Origin of the sequence: Glutamicibacter soli, from assembly GCF_052322135.1 — a bacterium.
GTDB classification, from domain to species: Bacteria; Actinomycetota; Actinomycetes; order Actinomycetales; family Micrococcaceae; genus Glutamicibacter; species Glutamicibacter soli.
Genome location: NZ_CM125969.1, coordinates 2830823 through 2856666, shown reverse-complemented (window position 1 = coordinate 2856666; position 25844 = coordinate 2830823). Strand labels below are relative to the sequence as shown.

21 protein-coding genes and 1 tRNA gene are annotated in these 25844 nt (G+C 67.0%); 12 read left to right on the top strand and 10 right to left on the bottom strand.

The features are described from left to right. The first annotated feature begins 12 nt into the window (after positions 1-12). The 6 genes from ACTX90_RS13560 (at position 13) to ACTX90_RS13535 (ending at position 8192) form a co-directional block, all read left to right on the top strand. Positions 13-582, top strand: coding sequence for a copper chaperone PCu(A)C (locus ACTX90_RS13560; protein WP_047119904.1), 570 nt, complete (start codon positions 13-15; stop codon positions 580-582). Then, positions 575-1741 carry a Dyp-type peroxidase gene (locus ACTX90_RS13555; protein ID WP_424573368.1) on the top strand — a complete coding sequence of 389 codons (1167 nt, stop codon included), beginning with the start codon at positions 575-577 and terminating at the stop codon, positions 1739-1741. Before ACTX90_RS13560 ends, ACTX90_RS13555 begins: the two co-directional genes overlap by 8 nt. A 98-nt stretch (positions 1742-1839) precedes the next feature. Next, on the top strand, positions 1840-3924 hold the full coding sequence (locus ACTX90_RS13550) for a bifunctional copper resistance protein CopD/cytochrome c oxidase assembly protein (protein WP_443442239.1): 2085 nt from the start codon (positions 1840-1842) through the stop codon (positions 3922-3924). After that, entirely contained in the window at positions 3917-4657 is a 741-nt protein-coding gene (locus ACTX90_RS13545) for a hypothetical protein (protein ID WP_424573370.1), read from the top strand. The genes ACTX90_RS13550 and ACTX90_RS13545 overlap by 8 nt, the downstream gene beginning before the upstream one ends. A gap of 176 nt (positions 4658-4833) precedes the next feature. Then, the gene (locus ACTX90_RS13540; protein WP_443442238.1) at positions 4834-6741 is read left to right on the top strand and encodes an NHL domain-containing thioredoxin family protein; all 1908 of its coding nucleotides are present in this window, start codon (positions 4834-4836) and stop codon (positions 6739-6741) included. Positions 6742-6938: 197 nt separating this feature from the next. Continuing rightward, positions 6939-8192: an MFS transporter gene (locus ACTX90_RS13535; protein ID WP_443442237.1), complete on the top strand. Its 1254-nt coding sequence runs from the start codon at positions 6939-6941 to the stop codon at positions 8190-8192. A 33-nt stretch (positions 8193-8225) separates the two neighbouring features. Here ACTX90_RS13535 and ACTX90_RS13530 read toward each other — a convergent pair whose 3' ends face one another. The 8 genes from ACTX90_RS13530 to ACTX90_RS13495 form a co-directional block, all read right to left on the bottom strand. Then, entirely contained in the window at positions 8226-9248 is a 1023-nt protein-coding gene (locus ACTX90_RS13530) for a hypothetical protein (protein ID WP_443442236.1), read from the bottom strand. Between the two features lie 61 nt (positions 9249-9309). After that, a complete protein-coding gene (locus tag ACTX90_RS13525) occupies positions 9310-11046 on the bottom strand; it encodes a helicase HerA-like domain-containing protein (protein ID WP_443442235.1) in 1737 nt (578 codons plus the stop codon). Between the two features lie 46 nt (positions 11047-11092). Continuing rightward, positions 11093-11866: an amino acid ABC transporter ATP-binding protein gene (locus ACTX90_RS13520; protein WP_047119896.1), complete on the bottom strand. Its 774-nt coding sequence runs from the start codon at positions 11864-11866 to the stop codon at positions 11093-11095. Next, positions 11853-12518 (bottom strand): amino acid ABC transporter permease, encoded by a 666-nt coding sequence (locus ACTX90_RS13515; protein ID WP_443442234.1) that lies wholly within the window; start codon positions 12516-12518, stop codon positions 11853-11855. The genes ACTX90_RS13520 and ACTX90_RS13515 overlap by 14 nt, the downstream gene beginning before the upstream one ends. A gap of 75 nt (positions 12519-12593) precedes the next feature. Next, positions 12594-13400 carry an amino acid ABC transporter substrate-binding protein gene (locus ACTX90_RS13510; RefSeq protein ID WP_047119894.1) on the bottom strand — a complete coding sequence of 269 codons (807 nt, stop codon included), beginning with the start codon at positions 13398-13400 and terminating at the stop codon, positions 12594-12596. A gap of 130 nt (positions 13401-13530) precedes the next feature. Next, positions 13531-14460, bottom strand: a complete 930-nt coding sequence (locus tag ACTX90_RS13505; protein WP_053798636.1) for an AEC family transporter — start codon at positions 14458-14460, stop codon at positions 13531-13533. A 64-nt stretch (positions 14461-14524) separates the two neighbouring features. Beyond that, positions 14525-14595 (bottom strand) — tRNA-Gly (locus ACTX90_RS13500). A gap of 92 nt (positions 14596-14687) precedes the next feature. Continuing rightward, on the bottom strand, positions 14688-15173 hold the full coding sequence (locus ACTX90_RS13495; RefSeq protein WP_047119892.1) for an SseB family protein: 486 nt from the start codon (positions 15171-15173) through the stop codon (positions 14688-14690). Positions 15174-15283: 110 nt separating this feature from the next. Between ACTX90_RS13495 and ACTX90_RS13490 the strand changes: the two genes are divergently transcribed. Together ACTX90_RS13490 and ACTX90_RS13485 are read left to right on the top strand one after the other, a co-directional pair. Beyond that, complete coding sequence (locus ACTX90_RS13490; RefSeq protein WP_113607518.1) at positions 15284-16990, top strand: fumarate hydratase; 1707 nt, start codon at positions 15284-15286, stop codon at positions 16988-16990. Between the two features lie 238 nt (positions 16991-17228). Next, a complete protein-coding gene (locus ACTX90_RS13485) occupies positions 17229-17567 on the top strand; it encodes a hypothetical protein (protein WP_053798634.1) in 339 nt (112 codons plus the stop codon). Positions 17568-17570: 3 nt separating this feature from the next. Here ACTX90_RS13485 and ACTX90_RS13480 read toward each other — a convergent pair whose 3' ends face one another. Then, a complete protein-coding gene (locus tag ACTX90_RS13480; protein ID WP_424678162.1) occupies positions 17571-18440 on the bottom strand; it encodes a M15 family metallopeptidase in 870 nt (289 codons plus the stop codon). 177 nt (positions 18441-18617) lie between these two features. Between ACTX90_RS13480 and dcd the strand changes: the two genes are divergently transcribed. After that, on the top strand, positions 18618-19199 hold the full coding sequence (dcd, locus tag ACTX90_RS13475; RefSeq protein ID WP_047119889.1) for a dCTP deaminase: 582 nt from the start codon (positions 18618-18620) through the stop codon (positions 19197-19199). Between the two features lie 60 nt (positions 19200-19259). Here the strand turns inward: dcd and ACTX90_RS13470 are convergent, their stop codons facing one another. Then, the gene (locus ACTX90_RS13470; RefSeq protein ID WP_047119888.1) at positions 19260-20597 is read right to left on the bottom strand and encodes an MFS transporter; all 1338 of its coding nucleotides are present in this window, start codon (positions 20595-20597) and stop codon (positions 19260-19262) included. Positions 20598-20821: 224 nt separating this feature from the next. Here ACTX90_RS13470 and ACTX90_RS13465 point away from each other — a divergent pair, with 224 nt between their 5' ends. Genes ACTX90_RS13465 through ACTX90_RS13455 form a run of 3 tightly spaced genes read left to right on the top strand, consistent with a single transcriptional unit; the run spans position 20822 to position 25841 of the window. Further along, positions 20822-23797, top strand: coding sequence for a Na+/H+ antiporter subunit A (locus ACTX90_RS13465; RefSeq protein ID WP_443442233.1), 2976 nt, complete (start codon positions 20822-20824; stop codon positions 23795-23797). Further along, positions 23794-24243 carry a Na(+)/H(+) antiporter subunit C gene (locus ACTX90_RS13460; RefSeq protein WP_047119886.1) on the top strand — a complete coding sequence of 150 codons (450 nt, stop codon included), beginning with the start codon at positions 23794-23796 and terminating at the stop codon, positions 24241-24243. Before ACTX90_RS13465 ends, ACTX90_RS13460 begins: the two co-directional genes overlap by 4 nt. Further along, a complete protein-coding gene (locus tag ACTX90_RS13455) occupies positions 24240-25841 on the top strand; it encodes a Na+/H+ antiporter subunit D (protein WP_443442232.1) in 1602 nt (533 codons plus the stop codon). Before ACTX90_RS13460 ends, ACTX90_RS13455 begins: the two co-directional genes overlap by 4 nt. The last annotated feature ends 3 nt before the right edge of the window (positions 25842-25844 follow it).

Below are 25844 nucleotides of genomic sequence, written 5' to 3'. Positions count from 1 at the left end.
CTTGAGAAACCCATGAACACCAAGAACACCCTGAAGACCACCGCCGCCCTGCTCGGACTGGGACTGCTGCTCACCGGCTGCGCCCAGGACGGCGCGAACGCCACCGGGGCGGCGGCTTCCGAAAGCCCGGCCACCCAGGCATCTTCCCTGCAGGCCAGCGAAACCTGGGCCAAGGCAGCCCAGACGGGCATGACCGCCGCCTTCGGCGTGCTGCACAACGCCGGCAGCACCGACATCGAACTGGCCAAGGTCGAGGATCAGGCAGGCAACGTCATCCAGATCCACGAAACCACCGGTACCGGCACCGACGCGAAGATGTCGCAGCTGGACGGCGCGCTGAAGATCGAGGCCGGCAAGGATGCAGTCCTTGAGCCCGGCGGAACCCACCTGATGTACATGGACTTGAAGGCCCCGCTGGTCGCCTCGGAAACCGCGTCGCTGACCCTGAGCTTCAGCGACGGATCGAGTACCGAGGTGCCGTTCGAAGTCCGCAACTTCACGGGCGCCAAGGAGAGCTACGAGAATCACGGCGGCATGGACCACGGCTCCATGGATCATGAATCGATGAACCACGATGGCTAATGCACCAACCCGCCGGATGCTGCTGGGCACCTCGGCGGCCGCGGCGCTGGGCGGCGTGCTCGCCGGCTTCGGCACCTCGCAGGCCGTGGCCGGGCCAGCCACTGCCGCGGCGCCCGCGCAGCAGGGCCCGCAGTACCTCCCGTTCCACGGGAAGTACCAGTCCGGGATCCTGGACGCGCCGCAGGCCCACGCGGTCTTCGTCGGCTGGAACCTCAACTGGCGAGACGGCGGCAAGAAGGACCAGCTGCGCTCGCTGCTGAAGATGATCACCGACGACGCGCAGCGGCTGACCGCCGGGCGCGGAGTGCTGGCTGACACCGAGGCCGAAATGGCAGCCGGCCCCAGCGACCTGACCCTCACGGTCGGGGTCGGCCAGAGCCTGCTGGATGTCATGGGCGGCGCAAAGGTCGGCACGCTGCCGGGCTTCGCGGGGGACAAGCTGCACAAGCGGTACGGGCAGAGCGATCTGCTCATCCAGTTCTGCGGCCAGGACCCCACGGTGCTGGCTCACGCGGTGCGCGCGGTGTCCAAGAACCTGCGCGGGCTGGCGGACAAGCAGTTCATCCAGCGCGGATTCATGCACCAGCGCGGCTCCGGCAACACCTTCCGCAACCTGTTCGGACAGGTCGACGGGGTCAACAACCCCCAGGGGGAGACCCGCGAGCTGGCAGTGTTCGGCACGCCGGATCAGCCCAGCTGGATCGCCAATGGCACCACGCTGGCGCTGCGCCGGTTCGAGATGGACCTGGAAGGCTGGGACGAGGTCGCCACCTCGGGGCGCGACTTCGCGCTGGGGCGCCGGCAGTCCGACGGCTCGCCGTTGACCGGCAGCGTGCCGGAGGATCCGGTGGACCTGGATGCCGTGAACGAGGTGGGGCTGCCGGTGATCGGTGCGAACTCCCACGTGGCGCTCGCGATGCCGCGCAGCGCGCAGGAGGCGATCCACCGCCGCGGCTATAACTTCGTCGACGGCGAGGCCTCCGGGCTGCTGTTCGCCAGCTACCAGCGTGATCCGGCGACCAGCTTCATCCCGCTGCAGCGTCGGCTGGCCGAGGCGGACTTGCTGAACACCTGGCTGACCCCGAGAGGATCGGCGCTATACGCGATCCTGCCGGGCATCGAGCCGGGCATGTACCTGGGCCAGCAGCTGCTGGGCTAGGCCGCTGCCGGCCGGCGGTGTGAGATGCACCGCCGACCGGCAGAAAACCGCCCAGCGGCCTCCGCTCCGGCGCGGGCAAGTGAGATGATGGAAAGGTTATGGCCATAGATACTGCACAGCGCGAGAGCGCGCCAAAAGTCACCCGCTTCATCCTGCCGGGGATCCTGGCGATGGCACTCACCTTCGTGGTGGCGGTGCTCCTCGCCGGAATCGCCGCGCCGAGCCTGCTGGGAGACCCCGGGCCGTTCGTGCGTTGGGCGCTGCCCGCCACCCGAGCCATCCACCACACCTCCATGGCGCTGGCCGTGGCGGCGCTGGTCTTCGCGGCGGCCATTGTGCCGCGCGCGGTGAAGACCAAACGCGCGGCCGCCGGCGAGGCCGAGGACCAGACCCACGACCACCCGGCCTTCACCCGCTGCATGAACATCGCCGCGGGCGCCGGCGTGGTGTGGACGCTGTCCGCCGCCGGGGTGCTGATGCTGACCTTCTGGGACCTGGCCGGCATCCCGATCAACCTGCGCCCGGAGTACTCCGTGGCGATGCTGGACTACATCATGGGCATCACCACCGGCCGCGCCTGGGCGTGGATGGTCGTGATTTCCGCGATCACCACCTCGCTGGCGCTGGCAGTGCGCTCCAAGACCGGGGTGGGGCTCGCCGCGGTCTTCTCGATGTCCGGCATCATCCCGCTGGCGTTCATCGGCCACGCCTCCGGGGGCGACGACCACTTCGCCGCGGTGAACTCCATCGGCCTGCACCTGCTGGCCGTGGTCCTGTGGTTCGGCGGCATCATGATGCTCGGCCTGCTTGCCCCTGCCATGGGTGGCGAAGCCCCGGGCCGGCAGCGCGGCCAGCTGCTGGCTGGCGTGGTGCTCAAGCGCTTCTCTGCGGTCGCCACCGGCGCGATCTTCCTGATGATCGGCTCCGGCGTGGCCTCCGCGGTCATCCGTGTGACCGAGGTCGGCCAGCTGTTTTCCACCTACGGCTTCCTGCTGATGGGCAAGGCGCTGCTCACGCTGATGCTCGGCGCGCTGGGCCTGATGCACCGCAGCCGGGTGATCCCGAAGCTGCTGGCGGGCGACTACAGCGTCCTGAAGGCCGCCTGGAGCGTGATCGCCGCAGAGGTCGCCATCATGGCCGCGGTGATGTCACTGGCCACCGTGCTGGCCCGTACCGCGCCGCCGACCAGCGACGAGGCCCCACCGGTGGTGTCCCCGGCGCGGCTGCTGACCGGGTACGACCTGCCCGAGGCGCCGACCATGTCCAGCTGGTTCACCGTCTGGCGCATGGACTGGATCTGGGTGGCGGTGTGCCTGTTCGGCCTGGCCTTCTACCTCTGGGCGTTCATCACGCTGCGCCGCCGCGGCGACAAGCCGAGCATCCTGCGCCTGGTCAGCTGGATCGTCGGCCTGGCCGCGCTGTTCTACGTGACCAGCGGCGCCGTCGCGGTCTACGGCAAGGTGCAGTTCTCCACGCACATGATCGACCACATGTCGCTGACCATGATCGTGCCGATCTTCCTGGTGCTGGGCATGCCGGTGACGCTGCTGCTGCAGGCGCTCACCCCGCGCACCGACGGCACCCGCGGGCCGCGCGAATGGATCAACTACGTCATCCACTCGCGCTACTCGAAGGTGATCACCCACCCGATCTTCGCTGCGGTGAACTTCGCCGGGTCGATCGTGATCTTCTACTTCTCCCCGGTGCTGGAACCTGCCATGGTCTACCACGCAGGCCACGAGCTGATGAACCTGCACTTCCTGCTCACCGGCTACCTGTTCGCGCTCTCGCTGATCGATGCGGACCCGGTCCCGAAGCGCTACCCGTACCCGATCCGCTTGGTGGCGCTGCTGGCCACCGTCGCCTTCCACGCCTTCGTGGGCGTCGCGCTGATGAGCACCACCCAGTTGCTGGCCCCGGACTACTTCGGCAACATGGGCCGCACCTGGGGCGGCAGCGCCATCGCCGATCAGGAGCTGGGCGCCGGTTACATGTGGGCGATCGGCGAGGTCCCGACCCTGGTGCTTGCCATCATGGTCGCGGTCTCCTGGCTGCGCCAGGACAACAAGGACACCAAACGCTACGACCGCAAGGCCGACCGCGACGGCGATGCCGAGCTGGAAGCATACAACCAGATGTTCGAGCGCTACAAGAAGATCGATGAGAAGGAAACCCGTGGCTAAGAAGTTCACCGCACTGATGGCAGCGGGTTTGCTGCTCACCCTCAGCGCCTGCGCGGCCGAACCGGCCGAGATGCCGCAGGACCAGACGCACAAGATCGCCTCGGGGGAGTCGGCCACCCCGAGCCCGGAGGTGCCGGACCTGAGCACCGCCGAGGTCGCCGCCACCGCAGGCGCCGTGATCGCCGCCAAGCTGGGCTTCCCGAACTCCGCGAAGATCCAGGGCGAGGACCTCAAGGCGCTGGCCGAAAAGCCGACTGATACGCTCAAGGACATCGTGGTGCTGCCGGGCAGCTGCGCGGCCCCGGTCGACGACTTGAACTGGTCCCCGGTGCAGCTGGGCACCGAGGCGGCCCGCACCGACTTCACCAACGAGTCGCAGAACATCACCGGTTCCATCGAGGTCGCCAAGCTGGAGAACGACCAGGACCGCCAGGAGCTCAAGGAGCACTTCGCGAACGTGTCGGCCATCCTGGCTGACTGCCGGAGCGTGAAGATCAACGGGCTTGACTACTCCGAGACCCTGAAGTTCTCCGACCCGAAGGTGGACTCGGTGGATTCGGCGCTGTACTACACGCGCAACGGGAAGTACCCGCAGGATTCGCTGGTGCTGATCTCCGCCACCGGGAACTACGCCGGCATGGTCTCCTTCGTCTCCTCCCAGCCGCTGGACGACAAGACCTTCAACCAGGTGGCTACCAGCATCCTGGACACCACGATGACCCAGGTGCAGTAGCGCCGCAGGCGCGCGGGGAATACCGCCAGGCGCGCGCGGGTTGCACTGCGCAGGAGTCGAATCCGGCGCCTGCCGGGGCGGCACTCAACGTTGCTTAACACCTTTAGTCCCCACCGGTGCGGTGGCGGATAATTGAAGACAATCTGCCACACCCAGGCAACTGCGAAAGGATGCCCATGAGCGCCACTTCCGATTCGGTCCGAGCCAACTACAAGGTCCGCGCCAGCGAACTGCTGGGCCGCAACTGGCTGAATACCGGCGGCAAGCAGCTGGACCTCGAAGCCCTGCGCGGAAAGATCGTGATCCTGGACTTCTGGACCTTCTGCTGCATCAACTGCCTGCACGTGCTCGACGAGCTGCGACCGCTGGAGGCGCAGTACTCCGACGTGCTGGTCACCGTGGGTGTGCACTCCCCGAAGTTCGAGCACGAAGCCGACCCGGAGGCGCTGGCCGCCGCCGTCGAGCGCTACGAGATCCACCACCCGGTGCTGGACGACCCGGAGCTGGTGACCTGGCAGGCCTACGGCGCGCGCGCCTGGCCGACCCTGGTGGTGCTGGATCCCGAGGGCTACATCGTCGCGCACCTTTCCGGCGAGGGCCACGCCCAGGGCCTGGGCTCGCTGATCGAGGAACTGATCGCCGAGCACGAGGCCAAGGGCACCCTGCACCGCGGCGATGGCCCCTACGTGGCGCCCGAGGCCCGCGAAGGCGACCTGCGCTTCCCGGGCAAGGCCATCGCGCTGGGCAACGGCAACTTCCTGGTGGGCGATTCGGGCCACCACCGCCTGGTGGAGCTGACCGCCGACCTGCAGCTGGTGCGCACCATCGGCGCCGGCGTGAAGGGCTACGCGGACGGCAACGCGGACACCGCGCAGTTCAACGAGCTGCAGGGGCTGACCGCGCTGCCGGCGGAGCTTGCCGCAGAAGTTGGCTACGACGTGATCGTCGCCGACACCGTGAACCACCGCCTGCGCTCGGTCAACCTGTCCACCGGCGCGGTGGGCACGCTGGCCGGCAACGGCGTGCAGCGCCTGCTGGATGCGGACACCGCGCGCAGCGCGCAGCAGCCCACGCAGCTGGGCACCGACGCGCTGAACATTTCGCTCTCCTCCCCGTGGGACGTGCTCTACCACCCATCGGGCCTGGTGGTCATCGCGATGGCCGGCACCCACCAGATCTTCGCCTTCGACCCGCGCACGTGCGCCGTGTCGGTCTTCGCCGGCAGCGGCCTGGAGGGCCTGGCCGACGGCGAGCCCACCGAGGCGTGGTTCGCCCAGCCTTCGGGCCTGGCCCTGGCAGGGGCGGACGTGTGGGTGGCCGACTCGGAGACCAGCGCGCTGCGCCGCATCGAGATTTCCGAAGGGCACGCCGTGGCCGTGCACACCGCGATCGGCGCGGGTCTGTTCGACTTCGGCTTCCGCGACGGCGCAGCCGAGCAGGCGCGCCTGCAGCACCCGCTGGGCGTGGCGGTGCTGCCGGACGGCTCGATCGCGATCGCCGACTCCTACAACGGCGCGGTGCGCCGCTTCGACCCGTCGACCAACACCGTCTCCACCCTGGCCAAGGGCTTGAAGGAGCCGGCCGACGTGCTGGTGGACGCTTCCGTGGACGGCGCCCCGGTGCTGCTGGTGGTGGAGACCAACACCCACCAGCTGGTGCGCATCCCGATCCCCGCCGAGGCGCTGGTCATCGACGAGGGCGCCAGCCAGACCCAGCGCCCCAAGACCCGGGTGCAGGCAGGGGCCCACGCGATCCAGGTACGCTTCGCCGCGCCGAAGGGCCAGAAGCTCGATGACCGCTGGGGAGATCCGACCCAGTTGAAGATCTCCGCCAGCCCCGAGGAGCTGATCCTCGACGGCGCGGGCACCTCCACCGGCCTGACCCGCACGCTGAGCCTGAACCCGCAGGTTGCCGAGGGCGTCCTGCACATCACCGCCCGCGCGGCCGCCTGCGACGGCGAGCCAGGCGGCGAGATCCCGGACCACGCGGCCTGCCACCTGTACCAGCAGGACTGGGGCATCCCGGTGCTGCTGGACGCCGAGGGCGAGAACGAGCTGCAGCTTGACCTGCGCGGCGTAAACTAGCCTGCCGCCAGGCTCCCAGGCCCGTCCCGATGCCGGCCCCGCTCACCGCGAGCGGGGCCGGCATCGGGCATTAAACGGGGTCCCGGTGGTTGCCCCGCAAGCGCCCCGGAAGAGAAATATGAGGAAACCTCAGCAAGTCCGGCGCACGCATGGCTAGACTGGATGCGGGAGGCGCCGGAGGGATCCGGCAGATACTGATGGCATCGCAAATGTTCCGGGCTCTGGAAATACCCAACTACCGCAACTGGGTGGCAGGCGCGCTGGTCTCCAACATCGGCACCTGGATGCAGCGCGTGGCGCAGGACTGGCTGGTGCTCACGGTCCTCACCGACAACGACGGCACTGCCACCGGCATCACCACCGGCCTGCAGTTCCTGCCGATCCTGCTGCTCGGTCCCTATGCGGGGCTGGTCGCCGACCGCTTCAACAAGCGCCGGCTGCTGATCATGACCCAGGCGTTCATGGGCCTGTGCGCGATCGTGCTGGGCCTGCTGGTGGTCACCGAGACCGCGGCGCTGTGGCACGTGTACATCCTGGCCACCCTGCTGGGCATCGGTTCAGCGTTCGACGCCCCAGCCCGCCAGGCCTTCGTCTCCGAGATCGTCCCGGGCACCCATCTGGCCAACGCGGTGGCGCTGAACAGCGCGAACTTCAACCTGGCCCGGCTTGCCGGCCCCGGCGTGGCCGGCGCGGTGATCGCCGCCTTCGGCACCGGCCCGGCGTTCCTGGTCAACGGCGCCTCGTTCCTGGCGGTGATCTCCTCGCTGGTGTTCATGCGCAAGGGCCAGCTGCACCTGGCCAAGCCGGTCAAGCGCGAGCGCGGGCAGGTGCGCGAAGGATTCCGCTACGTGAAGGGCCGGCGCGACCTGCTGCTGATCTTCGGGCTCGCGTTCGTGATCGGCACCTTCGGGCTGAACTTCCAGATGACCAACGCGATGATGGCCACCGAGGCCTTCGGGGTGGGCGCCGGCGAATTCGGCATCCTGGGCAGCATCATGGCGGTGGGCACCTTCGGCGGCGCGCTGCTGGCCGCCCGGCGCTCCAGCCCGCGCTGGCGCTACCTGATCGGCGGCGGCATCGCCTTCGGCATTTCCGCGCTGGCCAGCGCCTGGATGCCGAACTACGTGCTCTTCGGCATCATGCTGGTGCCGGTGGGGCTGGCGTCGCTGACCTTCCTGAACAGCTGCAACACCATGGTGCAGACCTCGGTGCCGGCCCAATACCGGGCGCGCGTGCTGGCGCTGTACCTGATGGTGGTCATGGGCGGCACCCCGGTCGGCTCGCCGCTGATCGGCTGGCTGGCCGAGGAGCTGGGGGTGCGGGTGGCGGTGTCCATCGGTGCCGGGCTGTCGCTGGCCGCGAGCATCGCGGCGCTGGTTGCCTGGCAGAAGTTCCGCCACGACGCGGTGCCGCTGCGCGCGCAGATCCGCGAAATGCTGAACCTGCGCTAGCTGCCGCGCGCTGGCCGCCGGCCGGGCCGCAGGCTAGCGGGCGGCCTGCTCGCCGCCGGCCACCGGGGACACGGAGACCTCGGTGGTGCTGGTGGTCAGGTGCGCGGTGAAGGAGAACTTCTCGGTGGCCTTCTTCGCTTCCTTGGCGCCGGTGCGCAGGTCCTGCTCCACCAGATTCACGCTGGCCTTGACCTCCAGCGGGGCCAGGATCCAGGCGCCGTTGTAGTAGCTGACATCGATGGTCGGGTATTTGTCGATGGACCACTTGATCGAGGAGGAATCCACCCGGGCGGTGGTGTTGTAGGCGAACGGGCAGCCCGAGGGCATGAGCACCTGCTGCGTGGCGCAGCCGTCGAGGTACTTCTTGACCTTGGCGCTGATGGAGGCGATGAATTCCTTGGTCGGCTGGGTCTTCAGCGCGATCTGCACCGGCTGCTTGCCGACCCCGGTGACCACCACGCCGCGGGTGTCCGCCTCGAAGTTCTTGGTGCTGAAGCTGGCGTCGAGCACCGCCGGGTAGAACACCGGCAGCGTGCTGGTGCCGGCCTTCAGCGGGATGGCCTGCTGGTTGACGTTGACCTCGTTGACAGTGTTCGCCTTGATCTGCACCGTCGGCAGCGTGGATGGCTCGAAGGCCCAGGTGTCGAAGAACAGCCAGTTCTTGCCGGTGTGGCGCAGCATGTAGGTGGACTCCTTGTCCACCCCGGCGGCCTTGTAGTGCGCGGTGACCTGGCGCAGATCCGGATCCTGCTCGCTGGGCACGGCGGCGTCGACAGTGAAGTCGGTGATGCCTTCCTGGGTGCGCTTGAGCACCTCGCCGTCCAGCGCGACCGCGTCGCCCTGGGGCACCGTGGCCTGCATGAGGCCCAGCGCATGGGCGCCGTCGCCCGCGGCCAGGTACTGCTGCAGCGAGGCGACCTGCTTTTGCGGGGAGAAGAGCAGGCGGTTGGCGGCCAGCGCGCCGCCGACCAGCAGGGCTATGACGATAACGGCGGCAATGGCCCACCGCACGGCGATGCGCGAAGCGGTGACGGGCGCTGAGGTACGAAAATTCATCACGTCTCAGGCTATCGGTTTTCACCGCCGACTCTGAAACCGGGCTACTTATTGCGGTGTTTCACCGCCGTTTGCGCTTGCGGGTGCCGAACATGCCGCGCAGCACCTCGCGCCCGAGCATGTTCGCCGCATCCAACGCGAAATCCATCAGCTCGCTGCTCTGCGTGCGCTCGGCAGGGCGCCGCGAGGAGGTCGAGTCCTGCGGTGTCGAATCCTTGCCGCGGGAGCGCGGGGCAGGTTCGGGCTCCGGGCCCTGCTGGTAGTCCGGCATCGGGAAGTCGCTGGCCGGCACCGTGGTGGGTTTGCCCAGGATGGACTCGGCGATGCGCCGGGCTTCCTCGTCGATGTCAGCGCTGGTCGCCGGCCCGCCCTGCGAGCTCGCGGACGCCGGCTCCGGGGTGCCGGGCTGGTTGGCGGGCTGCGCGGCAGGCTGCGCTTGGGCCGGTTGGGCGGCAGCGGGCTGCCCGGTGAGCATTTCATGGGCCGAATCGCGGTCCAGCGCGGTGGAGTACCTGGCCGCCAGGGCGGAAGCGGCGATGATGCCGGAGACCACCGAGGCGTCGGCCGGGCCGATGCGCGAGCCCGGGGAAGACAGCCGCGTCCACGCGGCGGGGGTCGGCACGCCCTTCTCGCCGAGCACCGTGATCACTGCCTCACCTACGCCTGCTTGGGTGAGCGCGGTCTTCAAGTCCAGTTCTCCGGCCGGGAAGGTGCCCATGACCTCCTTGAGCGCTTCGGCGTCCTTGGGAGTGAACACGCGCACCGCGTGCTGCACCCGGGTACCCAGCTGCGCCAGCACCTCGTCGGGCAGGTCGGCGGGGGACTGCGAGATGAAGAACAGGCCCACGCCCTTGGAACGGATCAGCCGGACGGTGGAGATGACGGCCTCGGTGAAGGCCTTGGAGGCCCCCTTGAACAGCAGGTGCGCCTCGTCCAGGAAGAACACCAGCTTGGGTTTGTCCAGGTCCCCGGCTTCGGGCAACTCGTCGAACAGATCCGCGAGCAGCCACATGAGGAAGGTGGAGAACAGCAGCGGCTGGCGGTTCAGCGCGGGGAGCTCCAGCACGCTGATGATCCCGGTGCCCTCGCTGCGCAGCAGGTCTGCGGTGTCGAATTCGGGCTGCCCGAAAAACGGGTCCATGCCCTGGGCCTGCAGGATGGTCAGCCCGCGCAGGATCACCGAGGCGCTGGCTGGGGAGACCCCGCCCAGCGAGCGCAGGTCTTTCTTGCCTTCGGGACCGAGCAGGAATTCCAGCACCGACTTCAGGTCCTTGAGGTCATCCAGCGGCAGCTTGCGGGTATCGGCGTAATGGAACACCAGCTGCAGGACCTGCTCCTGGGTCTCGTTCAGCTCCAGCACGCGGGCCAGCAGGATGGGGCCGAAGGAGTCCACGGTGGCGCGCACCGGGATGCCGCCGGGGCCTTGGCCCAGGACCAGGAATTCGACCTTGTTGGACCGGGCGGTGAAGCGGTGCCCGATGCCGGCCAGGCGCTCGTCGAGCTTCGCGCTGGGTTCGGCCGGCTGGGCCAGGCCGCTGAGGTCGCCCTTGAGGTCGGCCAGGAACACCGGTACGCCGGCGACCGCCAGCTGCTCTGCCATCACCTGCAGGGTCACGGTCTTGCCGGTGCCGGTGGCTCCGGCGATCAGGCCGTGGCGGTTGAGCATCGACAGCGGCACGCGGACCTGTGCCTCGGGGCGCGCGGCCCCGTCGACGATCGCAGCGCCTAGCTCCAGGCAGTCGGTGGTGAAGGCGTACCCGTTGATCAGGTTTGTCAGCAGCGTGGATTCCATAGCCATAGCCTAATGCAGAAATTCCGCGGTTGGCATGGGAACCGGTGAGCCTCTAAAAAGGGTGCAGCAGACGCTGGACGAAGGCCTGGGTGCGCGGGTTCTGCGGCGCGGCGAGCACCTGGGAGGCGGGCCCGGTTTCCACCACGACCCCGCCGTCCATGAACACCACGGTGTCCGCGACGTCCCGGGCGAAAGCCAGCTCGTGGGTCACCAGCACCATCGACCAGCCTTCCTGGGCGAGCTCCTTGATGACCACCAGCACCTCTCCGACCAGCTCCGGGTCCAGCGCGCTGGTCGGCTCGTCGAAGAGCAGCAGGTCGGGCTTGAGCATCAGCGCGCGCACGATGCCCACGCGCTGCTGCTGGCCGCCGGAGAGCGAATTCGGGTAGGCCTGGGCCTTGTCCGCCAGCCCGACGCGGGCCAGCAGCGCCGTGGCTTGCTCCATGACCTCGGCGCGCGGGCGCTTCTGCACCTCCAGCGGGCCGACGGTCACGTTCTGCAGCACGCTCAGGTGCGGGAAGAGATGGTGGCCCTGGAAAACCATGGCCGAGCGCTGGCGCAGGATCTGCGCCTGCTTCGGCTTGAAGCCCGCGCTGAAGGCGACCTCGGGGCCGCCGGCGAAGGCGACGGTGCCGGCATCCGGGATCTCCAGTCCGTTCAGGCAGCGTAGCGCGGTGGTCTTGCCGGATCCCGAGGGCCCGATCAGCGCCACCACCTCGCCGGTGTGCACCGTGAAGTCGATGCCCTTGAGCACCTGGTTCGCCCCGAAGGACTTGTGCAGGCCGGTGACGGTTAGCAGGCTCGCGGCAGGGTTACTTGGCGACATGCTTTTCAAGCCTTCCTTCCAGTGAATTCTGCAGGGCGGAGAGCAGCAGGCAGATGACCCAGTAGATGCCGGCCGCGGTGCAGTACAGCAGCATGAATTCGAAGGTCACCGCGGTGATCTCCTGGGCCTTGCGGAACATCTCGCCGACCAGGATGATCGAGGCCAGCGAGGTGTCCTTCACCAGGGAGATGAACGAGTTGGACAGCGGCGGCACCGCGACCCGGGCGGCCTGCGGCAGGATGATGCGGTACAGCGTGCGGGTGCGTGACATGCCGACGGAGTAGCCTGCCTCCCACTGCCCGGCCGGGACCGAGAGGATTGCGGCGCGCAGGATCTCGGCGCAGTAGCCGCCGGTGTTCAGGCTGAACACGATGATGGCGCTGGGCCACGGGTCGATGGTCAGCCCGATCGAGGGCATGCCGTAGAAGATCACGAACAGCTGCACCAGCAGGGGAGTGCCGCGGATGATCGAGATGTAGACGCGGGCGACCGAGGAGAGCACCTTGCTGCCGCTGATCCGCATCAGCGCCATGAGCAGTGCCACGGCCAGGCCGATGGCGAAGCTGATGACGGCCAGCGGAATGCTGGCGGTGATCGCGGCCTGGGTCAGCGGCCAGAGCGAGTCGAGGAACAACTGCCAATTCGAGTCCATGGGTCACCTTTTGCGAAAAATGAAACCGGCTCCACGCGTGCTACGTGTGGAGCCAGTCTACTGGGAAGCCGGTCGCTACTTGCTGACGTCCTCGCCGAAGTATTTCTCGGAGATCTTCGCCAGTTCGCCGTCGGCGCGCAGGGAGTCCAGAGCCGTGTTGATGGCCTCCTGCAGGTCGGTGGCGTCCTTGCGCAGCGCGACGGCCGAATCGGTCTTGTCCTCGGCCTCGGCGGCGATCTTGATGCTGTCATCCGGGTGCGTCTTCTGCGCGTCCAGGAAGGTCAGCTTGTCGTTGACGGTGGCATCCACGCGGCCCTGCTTGAGCAGGGTGACCGCCTGGGCCCAGCCCTCCACCGGTTCCACGGTGGCGCCGGCGGCCTTCGCGGTCTCGTAGTAGTTGCTGGTCAGCGACTGCGCGGTCTTCTTGCCCTTGAGCGACTCGAAGGAGGTGATGTCCGTGTTGTCGCTCTTGGTGACGATCACGCCGGTGGAGACCGTGTAGGGCTCGGAGAACAGGTACTTGGCTTCGCGTTCGGGATTGATGGCGACCTGGTTGGCGATTACGTCGAAGCGCCCGGCGTCCAGCCCGGCGAAGATCGCATCCCACTGGGTCTGCTGGAACTTGACCTCGACACCCATCTTCTCGCCGACCGCCTTGATGACCTCCACGTCGTAGCCGGTCAGCTCGGAGCCCTCGTTGTAGGAGAAGGGGCGATAGGTGCCTTCGGTGCCCACGGTCAGCACGCCGGCGTCCTTGACCTTCTGCAGCGCGGAGGCGCCCGCTTCATCGGGGGTGCCGCCGCTGTCCGGGGATCCGCCGCAGGCGCTCAGCGTCAGGGCAAGGGCGGCGGCGGTGGCCAGCAGGGGAGCGATGCGTTTCACGATGACCTCACAAGGATGCTAGGGAACGGATAACCGTACACAACGGCCGGCGGCCGCGGGCTATTCCCCGATCATAGACCCGGGTGCCGGGTCTTTTCCGTACCCAAGTCATGTAAAGAAATACGACGGTTCAGATGCCCAGCAGCAGCGCCAGCGCCATCATCAGCGGGATGGCGCAGATGGTGGTCATCAGCACGGTGTCCTTGGCGATCACGACCCCGTGCTCGTAGCGCGAGGCGGTGACGAAGATGTTCTGCGCGGTGGGAAGCCCGGCCATGATGACCGAGGCGACCAGCAGCTCGCCGCGCAGGTCGAACAGGTAGTAGGCCAGCACCCAGGCCAGCAGCGGATGGACCACCAGCTTGGCGACCGAGCCGATGAGCACGTCGGCCCGGCGGCCGGAAGCTTTCTCCAGCGGCTTGGAGCCAACCAGCGAGATGCCGAAGGCCAGCAGCATGGCGGGGATCGAGGCGCCGGCGATCAGGTTGACCGGTTCGAGCACGATCTGGGGGACCTGGACACCGGTCAGCGCGACGACCAGGCCCAGCAGCGAGCCGATGATCATCGGGTTCTTCGCGGTGGCCAGGACCATGGCCATGGGGGTCGTGCGGTGCTTGGAGGTGGTGGCGTCGAGCATCGCCAGGTTCACCGGCTGGTACAAGGCCAGCTGGAACAGGATGATCGGCGCCGCGTAGGACATGTCGCCGAGCACGTACAGCGCGATGGGAAGCCCCAGATTGGCGGAGTTCACCGTGGAGGCGGCCATGGCCGCGACGATCCGTTCCGAGGCTGGGCGCTTGAACCAGCGGGCGGTGGCCAGATGGTAGACGACGGCGGTGAGCACCGCGGACAGGCCTGCCACCCAGAGCAGCGGGCCGAGCACGGCGACGGGGTCGGAATCGGCCAGGGTGGTGAACAGCAGCGCCGGGCTGGCGACGAAAAACGTGACGCGGTTGAGCACGTAGCGGGCCTGCTCCCCGAGCACCCCGGTGCGCCCCACCAGGTAGCCCACGGCGATGACCACCCAGATGATCGAGAAGCCTTCAAGAACTCCGGTCATGAAACTCCTCGCGGTGGAACAGAAAATTGCCGGGGCACCCATGGGTGTCCCGGCAATCTGTGCGAGCGGGCGACGGGAATCGAACCCGCGTATCGAGCTTGGGAAGCTAGCGCTCTACCATTGAGCTACGCCCGCATGCTCCGAGCGGCCTAATGACGGCCCGGGCGAAAAACAGCATATCGCACGATCAGGCTCCGGAAAAATCCAGGTCCCGCTGCGGTGGATTGCTAGGCTTCGGGATCCTGCTTGAGCATCTGCTCCTTGAGGATGTCCACGCCCTCGGCGGGAATCTCGAAGCTCAGCTCGTCGCCGGGGTTCACTACGAAACCGGTGCCCTGCAGCGCGCGCACGATCGTCGCGCCCTGCACCTTCACGCCGTAGCCTGCCTGGTCGATGTAGCTGGAGGGGATGCGCTCGACGGAGGTGAACACGGCGACCATCGGAGCGCCGGCCGGGTTGGTCAGCAGCAGCGGCTGGGCGTTCTTGTTCTCGCCGGTGACCTCCTCGCGGGAGAGGAAGAAGACCTCCGCGCTCATGAACGCGCTGAGCACCGAACCGGAAAGCTCCGGTTTGTTAAGCCCTGCCTGCAGCATCATTTCGAAGTGGGTTTTCGGCCGGGCCCGTTCCTTGTCCATCGGGGTTTCGATGATCATATCCGGGCGCTCGTTAGGATCTTGTCCGTCCAGCGGGGCGGAGGTGTTCTCGGTGCTCATACCCCAAGCATGTCGCGATCACCGCCCGGGCGCAAACGCCGAATAAGCCAAATCCGGTTACAAGGCCTAAACTGGATAGCGAGCACCCACCATAGATTCAAGGAACGAGCATGCCTGAATTTCGTTACGAGGATCTTCTGCCCATCGGCGAAGACACCACCGAATATCGCAAGATTTCCACCGAGGGCGTCGAGGTTGTCGCCGGTCCCGATGGCAAGAACTTCCTGAAGGTCGCCCCCGAAGCACTGGAGCTTCTGGCAGAGACCGCCCTGCACGACATCTCGCACTACCTGCGCCCGGCACACCTGCAGCAGCTGCGCAACATCCTCGACGACGAGGACGCCAGCCCGAACGACAAGTTCGTGGCGCTGGACCTGCTGAAGAACGCGAACATCGCCGCCGGCGGCATCCTGCCGATGTGCCAGGACACCGGCACCGCGATCGTGATGGGCAAGCGCGGCCAGCGTGTGCTCACCGAGGAGCAGGACGAGATCTCGCTCTCCCGCGGCATCTATGACGCCTACACCCGCCTGAACCTGCGCTACTCGCAGCTGGCCCCGATCACCACCTGGGAAGAGAAGGCCACTGGAAACAACCTCCCGGCCCAGATCGACCTGTACGCCAACACCAAGCCGGGCGCGGACACCAGCTACAAGTTCCTGTTCATGGCCAAGGGCGGCGGATCGGCCAACAAGTCCTTCCTGTACCAGGAGACCAAGGCGATCCTGAATGAGAACGCCATGCTGACCTTCCTTGATGAGAAGCTGCGCTCGCTGGGCACCGCCGCGTGCCCTCCGTACCACCTGTCCATCGTCATCGGCGGCACCAGCGCCGAAATGGCGCTGAAGACCGCCAAGTACGGTTCCGCCAAGTACCTGGACTCGCTGCCGACCGAGGGCGCCATGACCGGCCGCGGCTTCCGCGACACCGATCTGGAAGAGAAGGTCCTCGAGCTGACCCGCCACTTCGGCATCGGCGCGCAGTTCGGCGGCAAGTACTTCTGCCACGACGTGCGCGTGGTGCGCCTGCCGCGCCACGGCGCCTCGCTGCCGGTGGCCATCGCCGTGTCCTGCTCGGCCGACCGCCAGATGCTGGCGAAGATTACCGAAGAAGGCCTGTTCGTCGAGCAGCTGGAAACCGATCCGGCGCGCTTCATGCCGGACGAGTCCCACCCGGCCATCGCCGCCCACGACGACGAGACCTCGGGCGTCTCCGGCACCGGCGGCTCCTCGGTGGTCAAGATCGACCTGAACAAGCCGATGGACGAGATCCTGGCCGAGCTGACCAAGTTCCCGGTCAAGACCCGCCTGTCGCTGACCGGCCCGCTGGTCGTGGCCCGCGATATCGCGCACGCCAAGATCAAGGAACGCCTGGACGCCGGCGAAGAGATGCCGCAGTACCTGAAGGACCACCCGGTCTACTACGCAGGTCCTGCCAAGACCCCTGAGGGCATGGCTTCAGGCTCCTTCGGCCCGACCACCGCAGGCCGCATGGACTCCTACGTGGACCAGTTCCAGGCAGCCGGCGGCTCCATGGTGATGCTGGCCAAGGGCAACCGCTCGCAGCAGGTCACCGATGCGTGCGACACCCACGGCGGCTTCTATCTGGGCTCCATCGGCGGCCCTGCCGCCCGCCTGGCGCTTGACTGCATCAAGAAGGTCGACGTCATCGAGTACGAAGAACTCGGCATGGAAGCCATCTGGAAGATCGAGGTTGAGGACTTCCCGGCATTCATCGTCGTGGATGACAAGGGCAACGACTTTTTCGCCTCCACCATGAAGCCGACCTTCACCGGCATCCCGGTACGCTCCAAGTAGTCCCGGATAGCGCCGCTGACCGGCGCAAACACCTGCGCTCCGTCGCCGTTCCCCTCAGGGGAGCGGCGGCGGACAGTTTGTTTAACCGCGGATTTTCACAGCTGATGCACACCGGCCGGGTGTGCGAAAAGCCCCGGAATGCCCAGGAAGCGGGGGTAGACTCGGAGGAACCGATACGCAGGCATCGCCTGTCGCCTGCGGTGCACAGCGCATCCGGGCACCGCTTGGAGGCAACCGCATGACTCGGCTTTTTGTCGTCAATGTCCTGCTTGGAATCCCCGGCATCATCTATTTCTGGATGCTGTACATGTACGTCAGCCAAGGGCCGATGATCTCCCTGGGCGCAGAGTCCCTCGCCCACAACGTGGAGGGCTACTTCTCGTCCAACCTCGTGCTCGGGCCGCCGCTGGCCATCGGAGCGATCGTCTGGATCCTGGTAAACGTGTATCTGGTGAGCCGCCGCAAGCGCAGCGGAGCCTGCCAGAACGCCACCGGCAAGACCGCGCACTGGCTCACAGCCTTGGGTTCGACCCTGGTGCCGCCGATGGTGCTGCTTTCGGTGGCGGCGATCTTCTAGCCGCTACTTGGTGAAGCCGAAGCTCCAGTCGCGGTAGGGCGGCAGGAAACGCAGCACCATGAGGTCGTCCTCGCGCAGCACGCCGGAGCCTTCGACCTTCTGGTTCTCCTTCTCGGTGGTTGGCTCGATGGGCGTGGACGGCTCCGAGCCCGGTTCATCACTCGGCTTCGCCGCCGGGGTGGCTTGGGCCTGCGTGGAGGCGTCCTGCAGCATGCCGAAGTATTCCTCGTAGGTCTCGGCGCCGGATTCCTGCATGGCCTTGGCCTGCTCCTTGCCGATATAGCGCACATGCCACGGCTCGTACTTGTAGCCGGTGATCTCTTCCTTGCCCACCGGATAGCGCACGATCAGCCCGTAGTCGACCGCGTGCTCGGCGATCCACTGGCCTGCCGGGGTCTGCCCGAAGGCTTCCTTCAACTCGGCGCGGCTGTTGGTATAGCCGAGATCGGCGGCCAAGCCCAGCTGGTGCTCGCTGGTTCCCGGACGGGCCGAGATGCGCTCGGCGTACTCGGTGCCGTACTGCGCCTGGTACTTGTTGAACAGGGCGGCTTGGCGCTGGTAGGAGCGGAAGGCACTGAGTACCTTGATGCTGTGGCCCGCGGCGCGGGCGTCTGCGACCAAGTCCTCCACCGCGTCGGCGGCCTGCTTGCGCAGCTGGAAGGAGGTCCCGGATAGGGTGACCAGGTCCTTCGGGGTGTAGTCCTCGGGGGAGAGCTTGGTGCTCGGGTTGATCAGCGCCAGCAGGCTCGACGCAGAAGCCAGCTCCGCGGCCTCGACGGCCGGAATATCCTCGGGCGCGGCAACGGCGGCCGTGCCGGAGAACACGAGCACTCCGACGAGTACGGAGCTGGTCAGGGCGGAAGCCAAGCGCATGAATGGAAATCCCTCGGTGGTGCGGTGGGGACACTGCGTCCCGCTCCCAGAATATCCGGATTTTCTGGACAGCAGATGAGAATCCGCCCACTTCGAAACCTCCGGAAGCGCGAATCGCGCGTACATATAGGGGTGCGGTATTCACCGTTGCGCCGCAGACACGATAAATTTAAAGGCGTGTTGTATTCAGATGGTGATATTCGCAGAGAAATTGAGTCCGGAGAGATCGGCCTGGAGCCGTTTAATGCCGAGATGATCCAGCCCGCATCGGTGGACGTTCGAATCGACCGGTTCTTCCGGCTGTTCGACAACCACAAGTACGCGCACATCGACCCGGCCCAGGACCAGAGCGAATTGACCCGTCTGGTCGAGGTCGATCCCGAGGAACCGTTCATCCTGCATCCGGGAGAGTTCGTGCTCGGCTCCACCTATGAAGTGGTCACCCTGGGCAACTCCATCGCCGCGCGCCTGGAGGGCAAGAGCTCCCTGGGGCGCCTGGGCCTGCTGACCCACTCGACCGCCGGCTTCATCGACCCTGGCTTCTCCGGCCATGTAACCCTGGAGCTGTCGAACATGGCCACCTTGCCGATCAAGCTGTGGCCCGGCTCCAAGATCGGCCAGCTGTGCTTCTTCAAGCTGACCTCGGAAACCGAGAACCCCTATGGTTCGGGCCGCTACGGCAACCGCTACCAGGGCCAGCGCGGCCCGACGGCCTCGCGCAGCCACCTGAACTTCCACCGCACCATCATCGAGAACTAGCACCCTCGCGAATCGCTTCGCCTCGTCCCGGCAGCCCGAACGGCTGCCGGGACGAGGCGCTTAAGCAGAGGCTTCGTTGGAGGACTTCTTCGGCGCGCGGATCGGAAGCAGCAGGGCCAAGCCGACCGCCAAGACCACCAGGATGCCCAGAATGCCGTAGCGCTGGGCCTCGCCGGCTGCCACCAACGGGGTGGCAATCGCAATCGCGGCGCCGAACAACGCCGGAGCCAGGAAGGACACCGCGCGGCCGGTGGTCGCGTACAGCCCGAACATCTCGCCCTCGCGGCCGGCGGGAATGAGCCGGGCCAAGTAGGAGCGGGCGGCGGCCTGGGCCGGGCCGACGAATAGGCACAGCAGCAGGCCGAAGATCCAGAATCCGGTGGCGGCGGGGGAGAAAAACACCCCGGCCCCGGCCAGCAGCAGGCCGACCAGGGAGCCGGTGATCACGGCTTTGGGGCCGAGTACGTCGTCAAGCCGTCCGCCGATGATCGCGCCGACCGCAGCCACCACGTTGCCCACGATGGCGAAGATGATGACCTCGCTCAATGCGAACCCGAAGGTGCCGGCGGCGATGACGCCGCCGAAGGTGAAGATCGCCGCCAGGCCGTCGCGGAACACCGCGGAGGAGAGCAGGAAGAAGATCAGGTTCTTGTCCTCGCGCCACAGGCTTGCGATGCGCCGGAACAGCACCGCGTAGGAGCTACGCAGCGGGATCTTCTCGCTCATCGCGGCGGGGGATTCGGGGATGATGAAGAACAGCGGCAGCGCGAACACCAGGCACCACAGCGCGGAGAACACCGCGACCAGCCGCAGGTTCAGCGAGTTCTCCGTGGAGGCTCCGGGCCATTGGAAGATCGGATCCACGAAGCCGAAGAGCACCAGGGCCAGCGCCAGGATGCCGCCCACGTAGCCCATGCCCCAGCCGAAGCCCGAGACCTTGCCGACCGTGGCGGGGGTGGAGATCTGGTTGAGCACCGCGTTGTAGTTCACCCCGGCGAACTCGCTGGCCACCGACATCGCCGCGATCAGCAGCGCGCCGAACCACAGGAAACCGGGATCGGGGTAGACGAAGAAGCCGGCGGCGCAGATGAGCACCAGCGCGATGGTGTTGACCATGATCCACAGCTTGCGGCGCCCGGCGGCGTCGGCGCGCATGCCGGTGACCGGTACCAGCAGGGCGATGAGTACCCCGCCGATGGCCAGCGCCTGCGAGAGCACGAGCGAAGCATGGTCCTTGTCGCCGAAAAGTTCGCTGGTCAGGTACACAGTGAACACGAAGGTGATCATCACCGCGTTGATCGCGGCCTGGCCCCAGTCCCAGCTGGCCCACGCCCAGGTGTACTTGGTCAGCCATTTCTCTGCTGGAGGAACCGGCTGCGTTCGCTGATTGAAACTCATGCTCGCATAGTACCCGTTTGCGGTAATCAGCAGATGAATTCGAGAGAAGCGGCGGAGGGCTGGCGTAGGGCCGGGCGCGATAGATGTGCCGTCCGAACCGCCGAGATGACGGCATGGAAACGCTCTGACATGAAGGAAGTCTGAGCCCAGACTGATAAAATTACAAGTGCCGGCTATTTTTGGTCGTCGAACTCTGCCCCATTTCCAGTCGACAGAGGAGACGCGTGCTCATCATTCTCAGTGCACTGTTTGCCACAGCACTGCTGTGCCCACTGCTTTTCCGGGTGCTGAAGCGCAACGCGTTCTACGTCGTCGCGACGGTTCCTGCCGCGGGATTCATCTGGCTGCTCACCAAGCTGCCCGCCGTGCTGGCCTCCGACCAGTCGCTGGCCTCCGGGGCCCCGAACGCCCCGCCCTCGATCCGCATCGACTGGATCCCCGGGCTGAACATCGGGCTGAACTTCCGCATGGACACCCTGTCCGCCACGATCCTGCTGCTGATCCTGGGCGTCGGCGCGCTGGTGCTGTTCTACTGCGCGCGCTACTTCAAGAACGACGACCCGCAGATCGGCGGCTTCGCAGCCAAGATGGTCGCGTTCGCCGGCGCCATGACCGGTTTGGTGACCGCAGATGACGTGATCATCATGTTCATCTTCTGGGAAATCACCAGCGTGCTGTCCTACCTGCTGATCGGCTTCAGCCAGGCCCTGATCACCGCGCGCCGCTCGGCCATGAACGCGCTGATCATTACGACCTTCGGCGGCCTGGTGATGCTCGCCGGCATCCTGATGCTGGGCACCCAGACCGGCAGCTACCAGCTCTCCGAGATCATCGCAGCCTCCGGCGAACTGGTCGCGCTGGGAACCTACACCGACGTGGCAGTGGCGCTGATCATCGTCGGCGCGCTGTCCAAGTCCGCACTGGTGCCCTTCCACTTCTGGCTTCCCGGGGCGATGGCGGCGCCCACCCCGGTCTCCGCCTACCTGCACGCCGCCGCGATGGTCAAGGCAGGCGTCTACCTTATCGCCCGACTGGCTCCCGGATTCGCCGAAATCGGCCTGTGGGTGCCGATGACCGTCGGCATCGGCCTGCTCACCATGCTGATCGGCGGGTTCCGCGCGCTGAAGCAGTACGACCTGAAGCTGATCCTGGCTTTCGGCACCGTCTCCCAGCTGGGTTTCATCATCGCCGTCTTCGGCCTGGGCACCCCGGACGCCGCCTTCGCGGCGCTGGCGCTGACCCTGGCCCACGGCCTGTTCAAGGCCACCTTGTTCCTGTCGGTGGGCATCATCGACCACAACACCGGTACCCGCGACATCCGCAAGCTCACCGGGCTGCGCCATGCGATGCCGATCCTGACCACCGCGGCCGGCATCGCCGCGGCCTCCATGGCGGGGCTGCCACTGCTGCTCGGCTTCGTGGCCAAGGAAGCTGTCTACGAATCGGCGCTGCACCTGGACACCAGGTGGGGCCCGTACGCGCTGATCGGCATGGTGCTGGGCGCCGCGCTGACCATGGCCTACTCCTTGCGTTTCTTCTTCGGCGCGTTCGGCGTGAAGAAGTACAAGGTCGACCCGCTGGTCTGCAAGCCGCCGACGCTGATCTTCCTGACCCCGCTGCTGGTGCTGAGCACCCTGACCCTGGTGTTCGGGCTGTTCCCGTACCCGGTGGAGCTGCTCTCCAAGCATTGGTCCGCGCTGCAGGGCGGGGCCCCGGACATGCACCTGGCGGCCTTCGCCGGGTTCAACGCGGCCCTGGGCTTGAGCGCGATCTCGGTGGGGCTTGGCCTGTTCTTCTACTGGATCCGCCGGCGCACCGATACCGGCGCGCCGCTGCGCCGCATGGTCACCTCCGCCGAGGAGCTGTACCGCATGTCGGTGAACGTGCTGGACATGGCGGCCATCTGGATCACCGGCCGCACCCAGCGCGGTTCGCTGTCCTTCTACCTGGGTGTGATCCTGTCCGTGGTGCTGGTTCTGCCGCTGGGCATCGCGCTGGCGGTGGAAACCCCGTGGCCGACCAATTGGGTCATTGCCGACCATCCGGCGCAGCTGATCATCGGGGCGATCATCATCGCCGGCTGCGTGATCGCGATCGCCGCGCCCAAGCGCTTCATGGCGGTGCTGATGGTCTCGGTGACCGGCTACGGCATGGTCGCGATCTTCGCCCTGCAGGGCGCCCCGGACCTGGCGCTGACCCAGCTGCTGGTGGAAACCATCGTGCTGGTCTCTTTCGTGCTGGCGCTGCGCGCGCTGCCCAAGCGCCTGTGGGTTGGGCTGACCCGCATCAAGTGGGGCCGCGCGATCCTGGCGATCGCGCTGTCGATCATGGTCGTGTACATCGCGATCGCGATGATGGCAGCCCGCGGGCAGGCGCCGATCTCCCTGGAATGGCCGGAACTTGCCTATTACGAGGGCTTCGGCAAAAACGTCGTGAACGTGGCCCTGGTGGACATGCGCGTATGGGACACCTTCGGGGAAATCACCGTGCTGGCCGCTGCGGCCACCGGCGTGGCCTCGCTGATCTTCGCCGGCCGCGGCTTCGGCCGAAGGGTGCGCGCCCACCAGGTGGCCCCGGGCAGCATCGACTCCGGCTCCGAGGCCATGGGCTCCCAGGCGGAGAAGGAGGTCGAGCTGCGCATCGCCCGGCGCTTCGCCGCCAGTTCCAACCAGGACTGGCTGATGGCCGGCAACACCCTGGTGGCCGAACGCCGCTCGATCATCTTCGAAGTGGTCACCCGCCTGATGTTCCACTCGGTGCTGATCATGTCCGTTTACACGCTGCTGGCCGGGCACAACACCCCCGGCGGCGGGTTCGCCGGCGGCCTGATCGCCGGCCTGGCGCTGACCATCCGCTACCTGGCCGGCGGGCGCATCGAGCTGTCGGAGTCAATGCGCATCGCCCCGGGCATGCTGATCGGCGGCGGCATCGCGCTGGCAGGGCTGTCCGGGATCATGCCGCTGTTCGCGGGGGACGAGATCTTCACGACCTACGCGTGGGAGTTCTGGCTTCCGGTCTTCGGCGAGCACAAGTTCGTGACCTCCACGATCTTCGACATCGGCGTGTACCTGGTGGTGCTCGGCCTGGTGCAGGACGTGCTGCGCTCGCTGGGCAGCGAGATCGACCTGCTATCCGAGGGCCGCAGCCCCATCGAACAGCATGACCCAATCCAAGCGTCGCAGACGGGAGTCGGCCGATGAGCGTGAACATCACTTTCCTGGTCATCACCGGGGTGCTGCTGGCCACCGGGTTCTACCTGGTGCTCGAACGCACCCTGACCCGCGTGCTGCTGGGCATCATGCTGCTGGGCAACGGGGTGAACCTGCTGATCCTGACGGCCGGCGGGCGCAAGGGCGCGGCGCCGCTGTTCAAGCCCGACCTGCCCGCGGACCAGTACTCCGACCCGCTGCCGCAGGCGCTGATCCTGACCGCGATCGTGATCACCTTCGCGGTGACCGCGTTCCTGCTCGCGATGATCTACCGCTCCTGGACGCTGACCAGCGCCGACGTGCTGGCCGACGACACCGAAGACATCAAGGTGTCGCAGTCCACCGCCTATGACGAAGAGGAAGATTCGCCGGTGGCCGAGGACACGACCGAGTTCGTTGACGAAGAAGGCCGACCGATTCGCGAGGGGGAAGAGTGAATTTCCTGGATCTTGCTCCGCTGGCGGTGGTGCTGCCGATCTTCGGCGCCGGCGCCGCCTTCCTGGTCCGCCGCCGCATCAAGCTGCAGCGCCTGATCACCATCGGCATCCTGTGCGTGACCCTGCTCCTGGAGGCCGGTATGCTGGCCGCCGTGTGGGGCGGGGAGAGCTACGCGGTGCATATCGGCGGCTGGCAGTCGCCGTGGGGCATCTCGCTGATGGTCGACGGCTTCAGCGCCTTCATGCTGCTGATCTCCACCCTGGTGTCGCTGGCGGTGCTGTTCTACGCGACCAGCCAGGGCCTGGCCGACGGGGACGAACCCGGGCCGGTGTCGGTGTTCCACCCGGCCTACCTGATCCTGCTGGCCGGCGTGTCCAACGCGTTCCTGGCAGCTGACCTGTTCAACCTGTATGTCGGCTTCGAGATCCTGCTGACCGCCAGCTACGTGCTGCTGACCCTGGGCGCCACTGCCGAGCGCATCCGCGCGGGCACCACCTATGTGGTGGTCTCCGTGGTCTCCTCGGTGATCTTCCTGATGGGCATCGCGATGACCTACGCGGCGACCGGCACCGTGAACATGGCGGACCTGGCAGTGAAGCTGCCGCAGCTTGACCAGGGACCGCAGCTGATCCTGCATGTGCTGCTGCTGATCGCCTTCGGCATCAAGGCGGCGGTCTTCCCGCTGTCGCTGTGGCTTCCGGACTCCTATCCGACGGCCCCGGCCCCGGTGACCGCGGTGTTCGCCGGCCTGCTGACCAAGGTGGGGGTGTACGCGATCGTGCGCACCGAGACGCTGCTGTTCCCGGGAGGCGCGGTGAACGCCGGGCTGCTGGTGGTCGCGGCGCTGACCATGGTCATCGGTATCCTCGGCGCGATCGCGCAGACCGACTTCAAGCGTATGCTGTCCTTCACGCTGACCAGCCACATCGGCTACCTGATCTTCGGCGTGGCCGTGGGCGGCGAGCTGGCCATCGCGGCGACCATCTACTACGTCGGCCACCACATCATCGTGCAGACCTCGCTGTTCATGGTGGCGGGGCTGATCGAGCGCCGCGCCGGCAGCGCGAACGTGACCCGGCTGGGCTCGCTGGCCAAGCTGTCCCCGGCGCTGTCGCTGCTGTTCTTCATCCCGGCCATCAATTTGGGCGGCATCCCGCCGTTCTCCGGCTTCCTGGGCAAGTTCGGGCTGCTGCATGCGGCCGCGCAGGATGCAGACGCGTTGACCTGGGCGGTCATCGCCGCCGGCCTGCTGACCAGCCTGCTGACCCTGCTGGCGATCATCCGCGTGTGGGCCCGCATGTTCTGGCGCCGCGCGGCGGACGCCGAGATCCCCAACCCGGACCTGGTGGACGAGGCGGCGAAGGTCGCGGACCAGACCGCCGCCGGCGGCGCCCAGGCGCCGCACCTGGGCCTGAAGCTGGCCCGCGAACTCGAATCCGAGACGCTGCCCTGGGGCATGCGCTACGCCACCGGCTCGCTGGTGGTGGCGGGCATCGCGCTGACGGTGTTCGCCGGGCCGATCTTCGAGTTCTGCCAGCGAGTGGCGGCGCAGCTGATCGCCCACGAACCGTACATCAACGCCATCCTGAGTTACTGAGCG

Bases quoted from the DNA above. Each gene is read 5' to 3' on its own strand.
- ACTX90_RS13560 (WP_047119904.1), top strand. From the start codon at position 13: ATGAACACCAAGAACACCCTGAAGACCACCGCCGCCCTGCTCGGACTG.
- ACTX90_RS13555 (WP_424573368.1), top strand. From the start codon at position 575: ATGGCTAATGCACCAACCCGCCGGATGCTGCTGGGCACCTCGGCGGCC.
- ACTX90_RS13550 (WP_443442239.1), top strand. From the start codon at position 1,840: ATGGCCATAGATACTGCACAGCGCGAGAGCGCGCCAAAAGTCACCCGC.
- ACTX90_RS13540 (WP_443442238.1), top strand. From the start codon at position 4,834: ATGAGCGCCACTTCCGATTCGGTCCGAGCCAACTACAAGGTCCGCGCC.
- ACTX90_RS13535 (WP_443442237.1), top strand. From the start codon at position 6,939: ATGGCATCGCAAATGTTCCGGGCTCTGGAAATACCCAACTACCGCAAC.
- ACTX90_RS13530 (WP_443442236.1), bottom strand. From the start codon at position 9,248: ATGAATTTTCGTACCTCAGCGCCCGTCACCGCTTCGCGCATCGCCGTG.
- ACTX90_RS13525 (WP_443442235.1), bottom strand. From the start codon at position 11,046: ATGGCTATGGAATCCACGCTGCTGACAAACCTGATCAACGGGTACGCC.
- ACTX90_RS13520 (WP_047119896.1), bottom strand. From the start codon at position 11,866: ATGTCGCCAAGTAACCCTGCCGCGAGCCTGCTAACCGTCACCGGCCTG.
- ACTX90_RS13515 (WP_443442234.1), bottom strand. From the start codon at position 12,518: ATGGACTCGAATTGGCAGTTGTTCCTCGACTCGCTCTGGCCGCTGACC.
- ACTX90_RS13505 (WP_053798636.1), bottom strand. From the start codon at position 14,460: ATGACCGGAGTTCTTGAAGGCTTCTCGATCATCTGGGTGGTCATCGCC.
- ACTX90_RS13495 (WP_047119892.1), bottom strand. From the start codon at position 15,173: ATGAGCACCGAGAACACCTCCGCCCCGCTGGACGGACAAGATCCTAAC.
- ACTX90_RS13490 (WP_113607518.1), top strand. From the start codon at position 15,284: ATGCCTGAATTTCGTTACGAGGATCTTCTGCCCATCGGCGAAGACACC.
- ACTX90_RS13485 (WP_053798634.1), top strand. From the start codon at position 17,229: ATGACTCGGCTTTTTGTCGTCAATGTCCTGCTTGGAATCCCCGGCATC.
- ACTX90_RS13480 (WP_424678162.1), bottom strand. From the start codon at position 18,440: ATGCGCTTGGCTTCCGCCCTGACCAGCTCCGTACTCGTCGGAGTGCTC.
- ACTX90_RS13470 (WP_047119888.1), bottom strand. From the start codon at position 20,597: ATGAGTTTCAATCAGCGAACGCAGCCGGTTCCTCCAGCAGAGAAATGG.
- ACTX90_RS13460 (WP_047119886.1), top strand. From the start codon at position 23,794: ATGAGCGTGAACATCACTTTCCTGGTCATCACCGGGGTGCTGCTGGCC.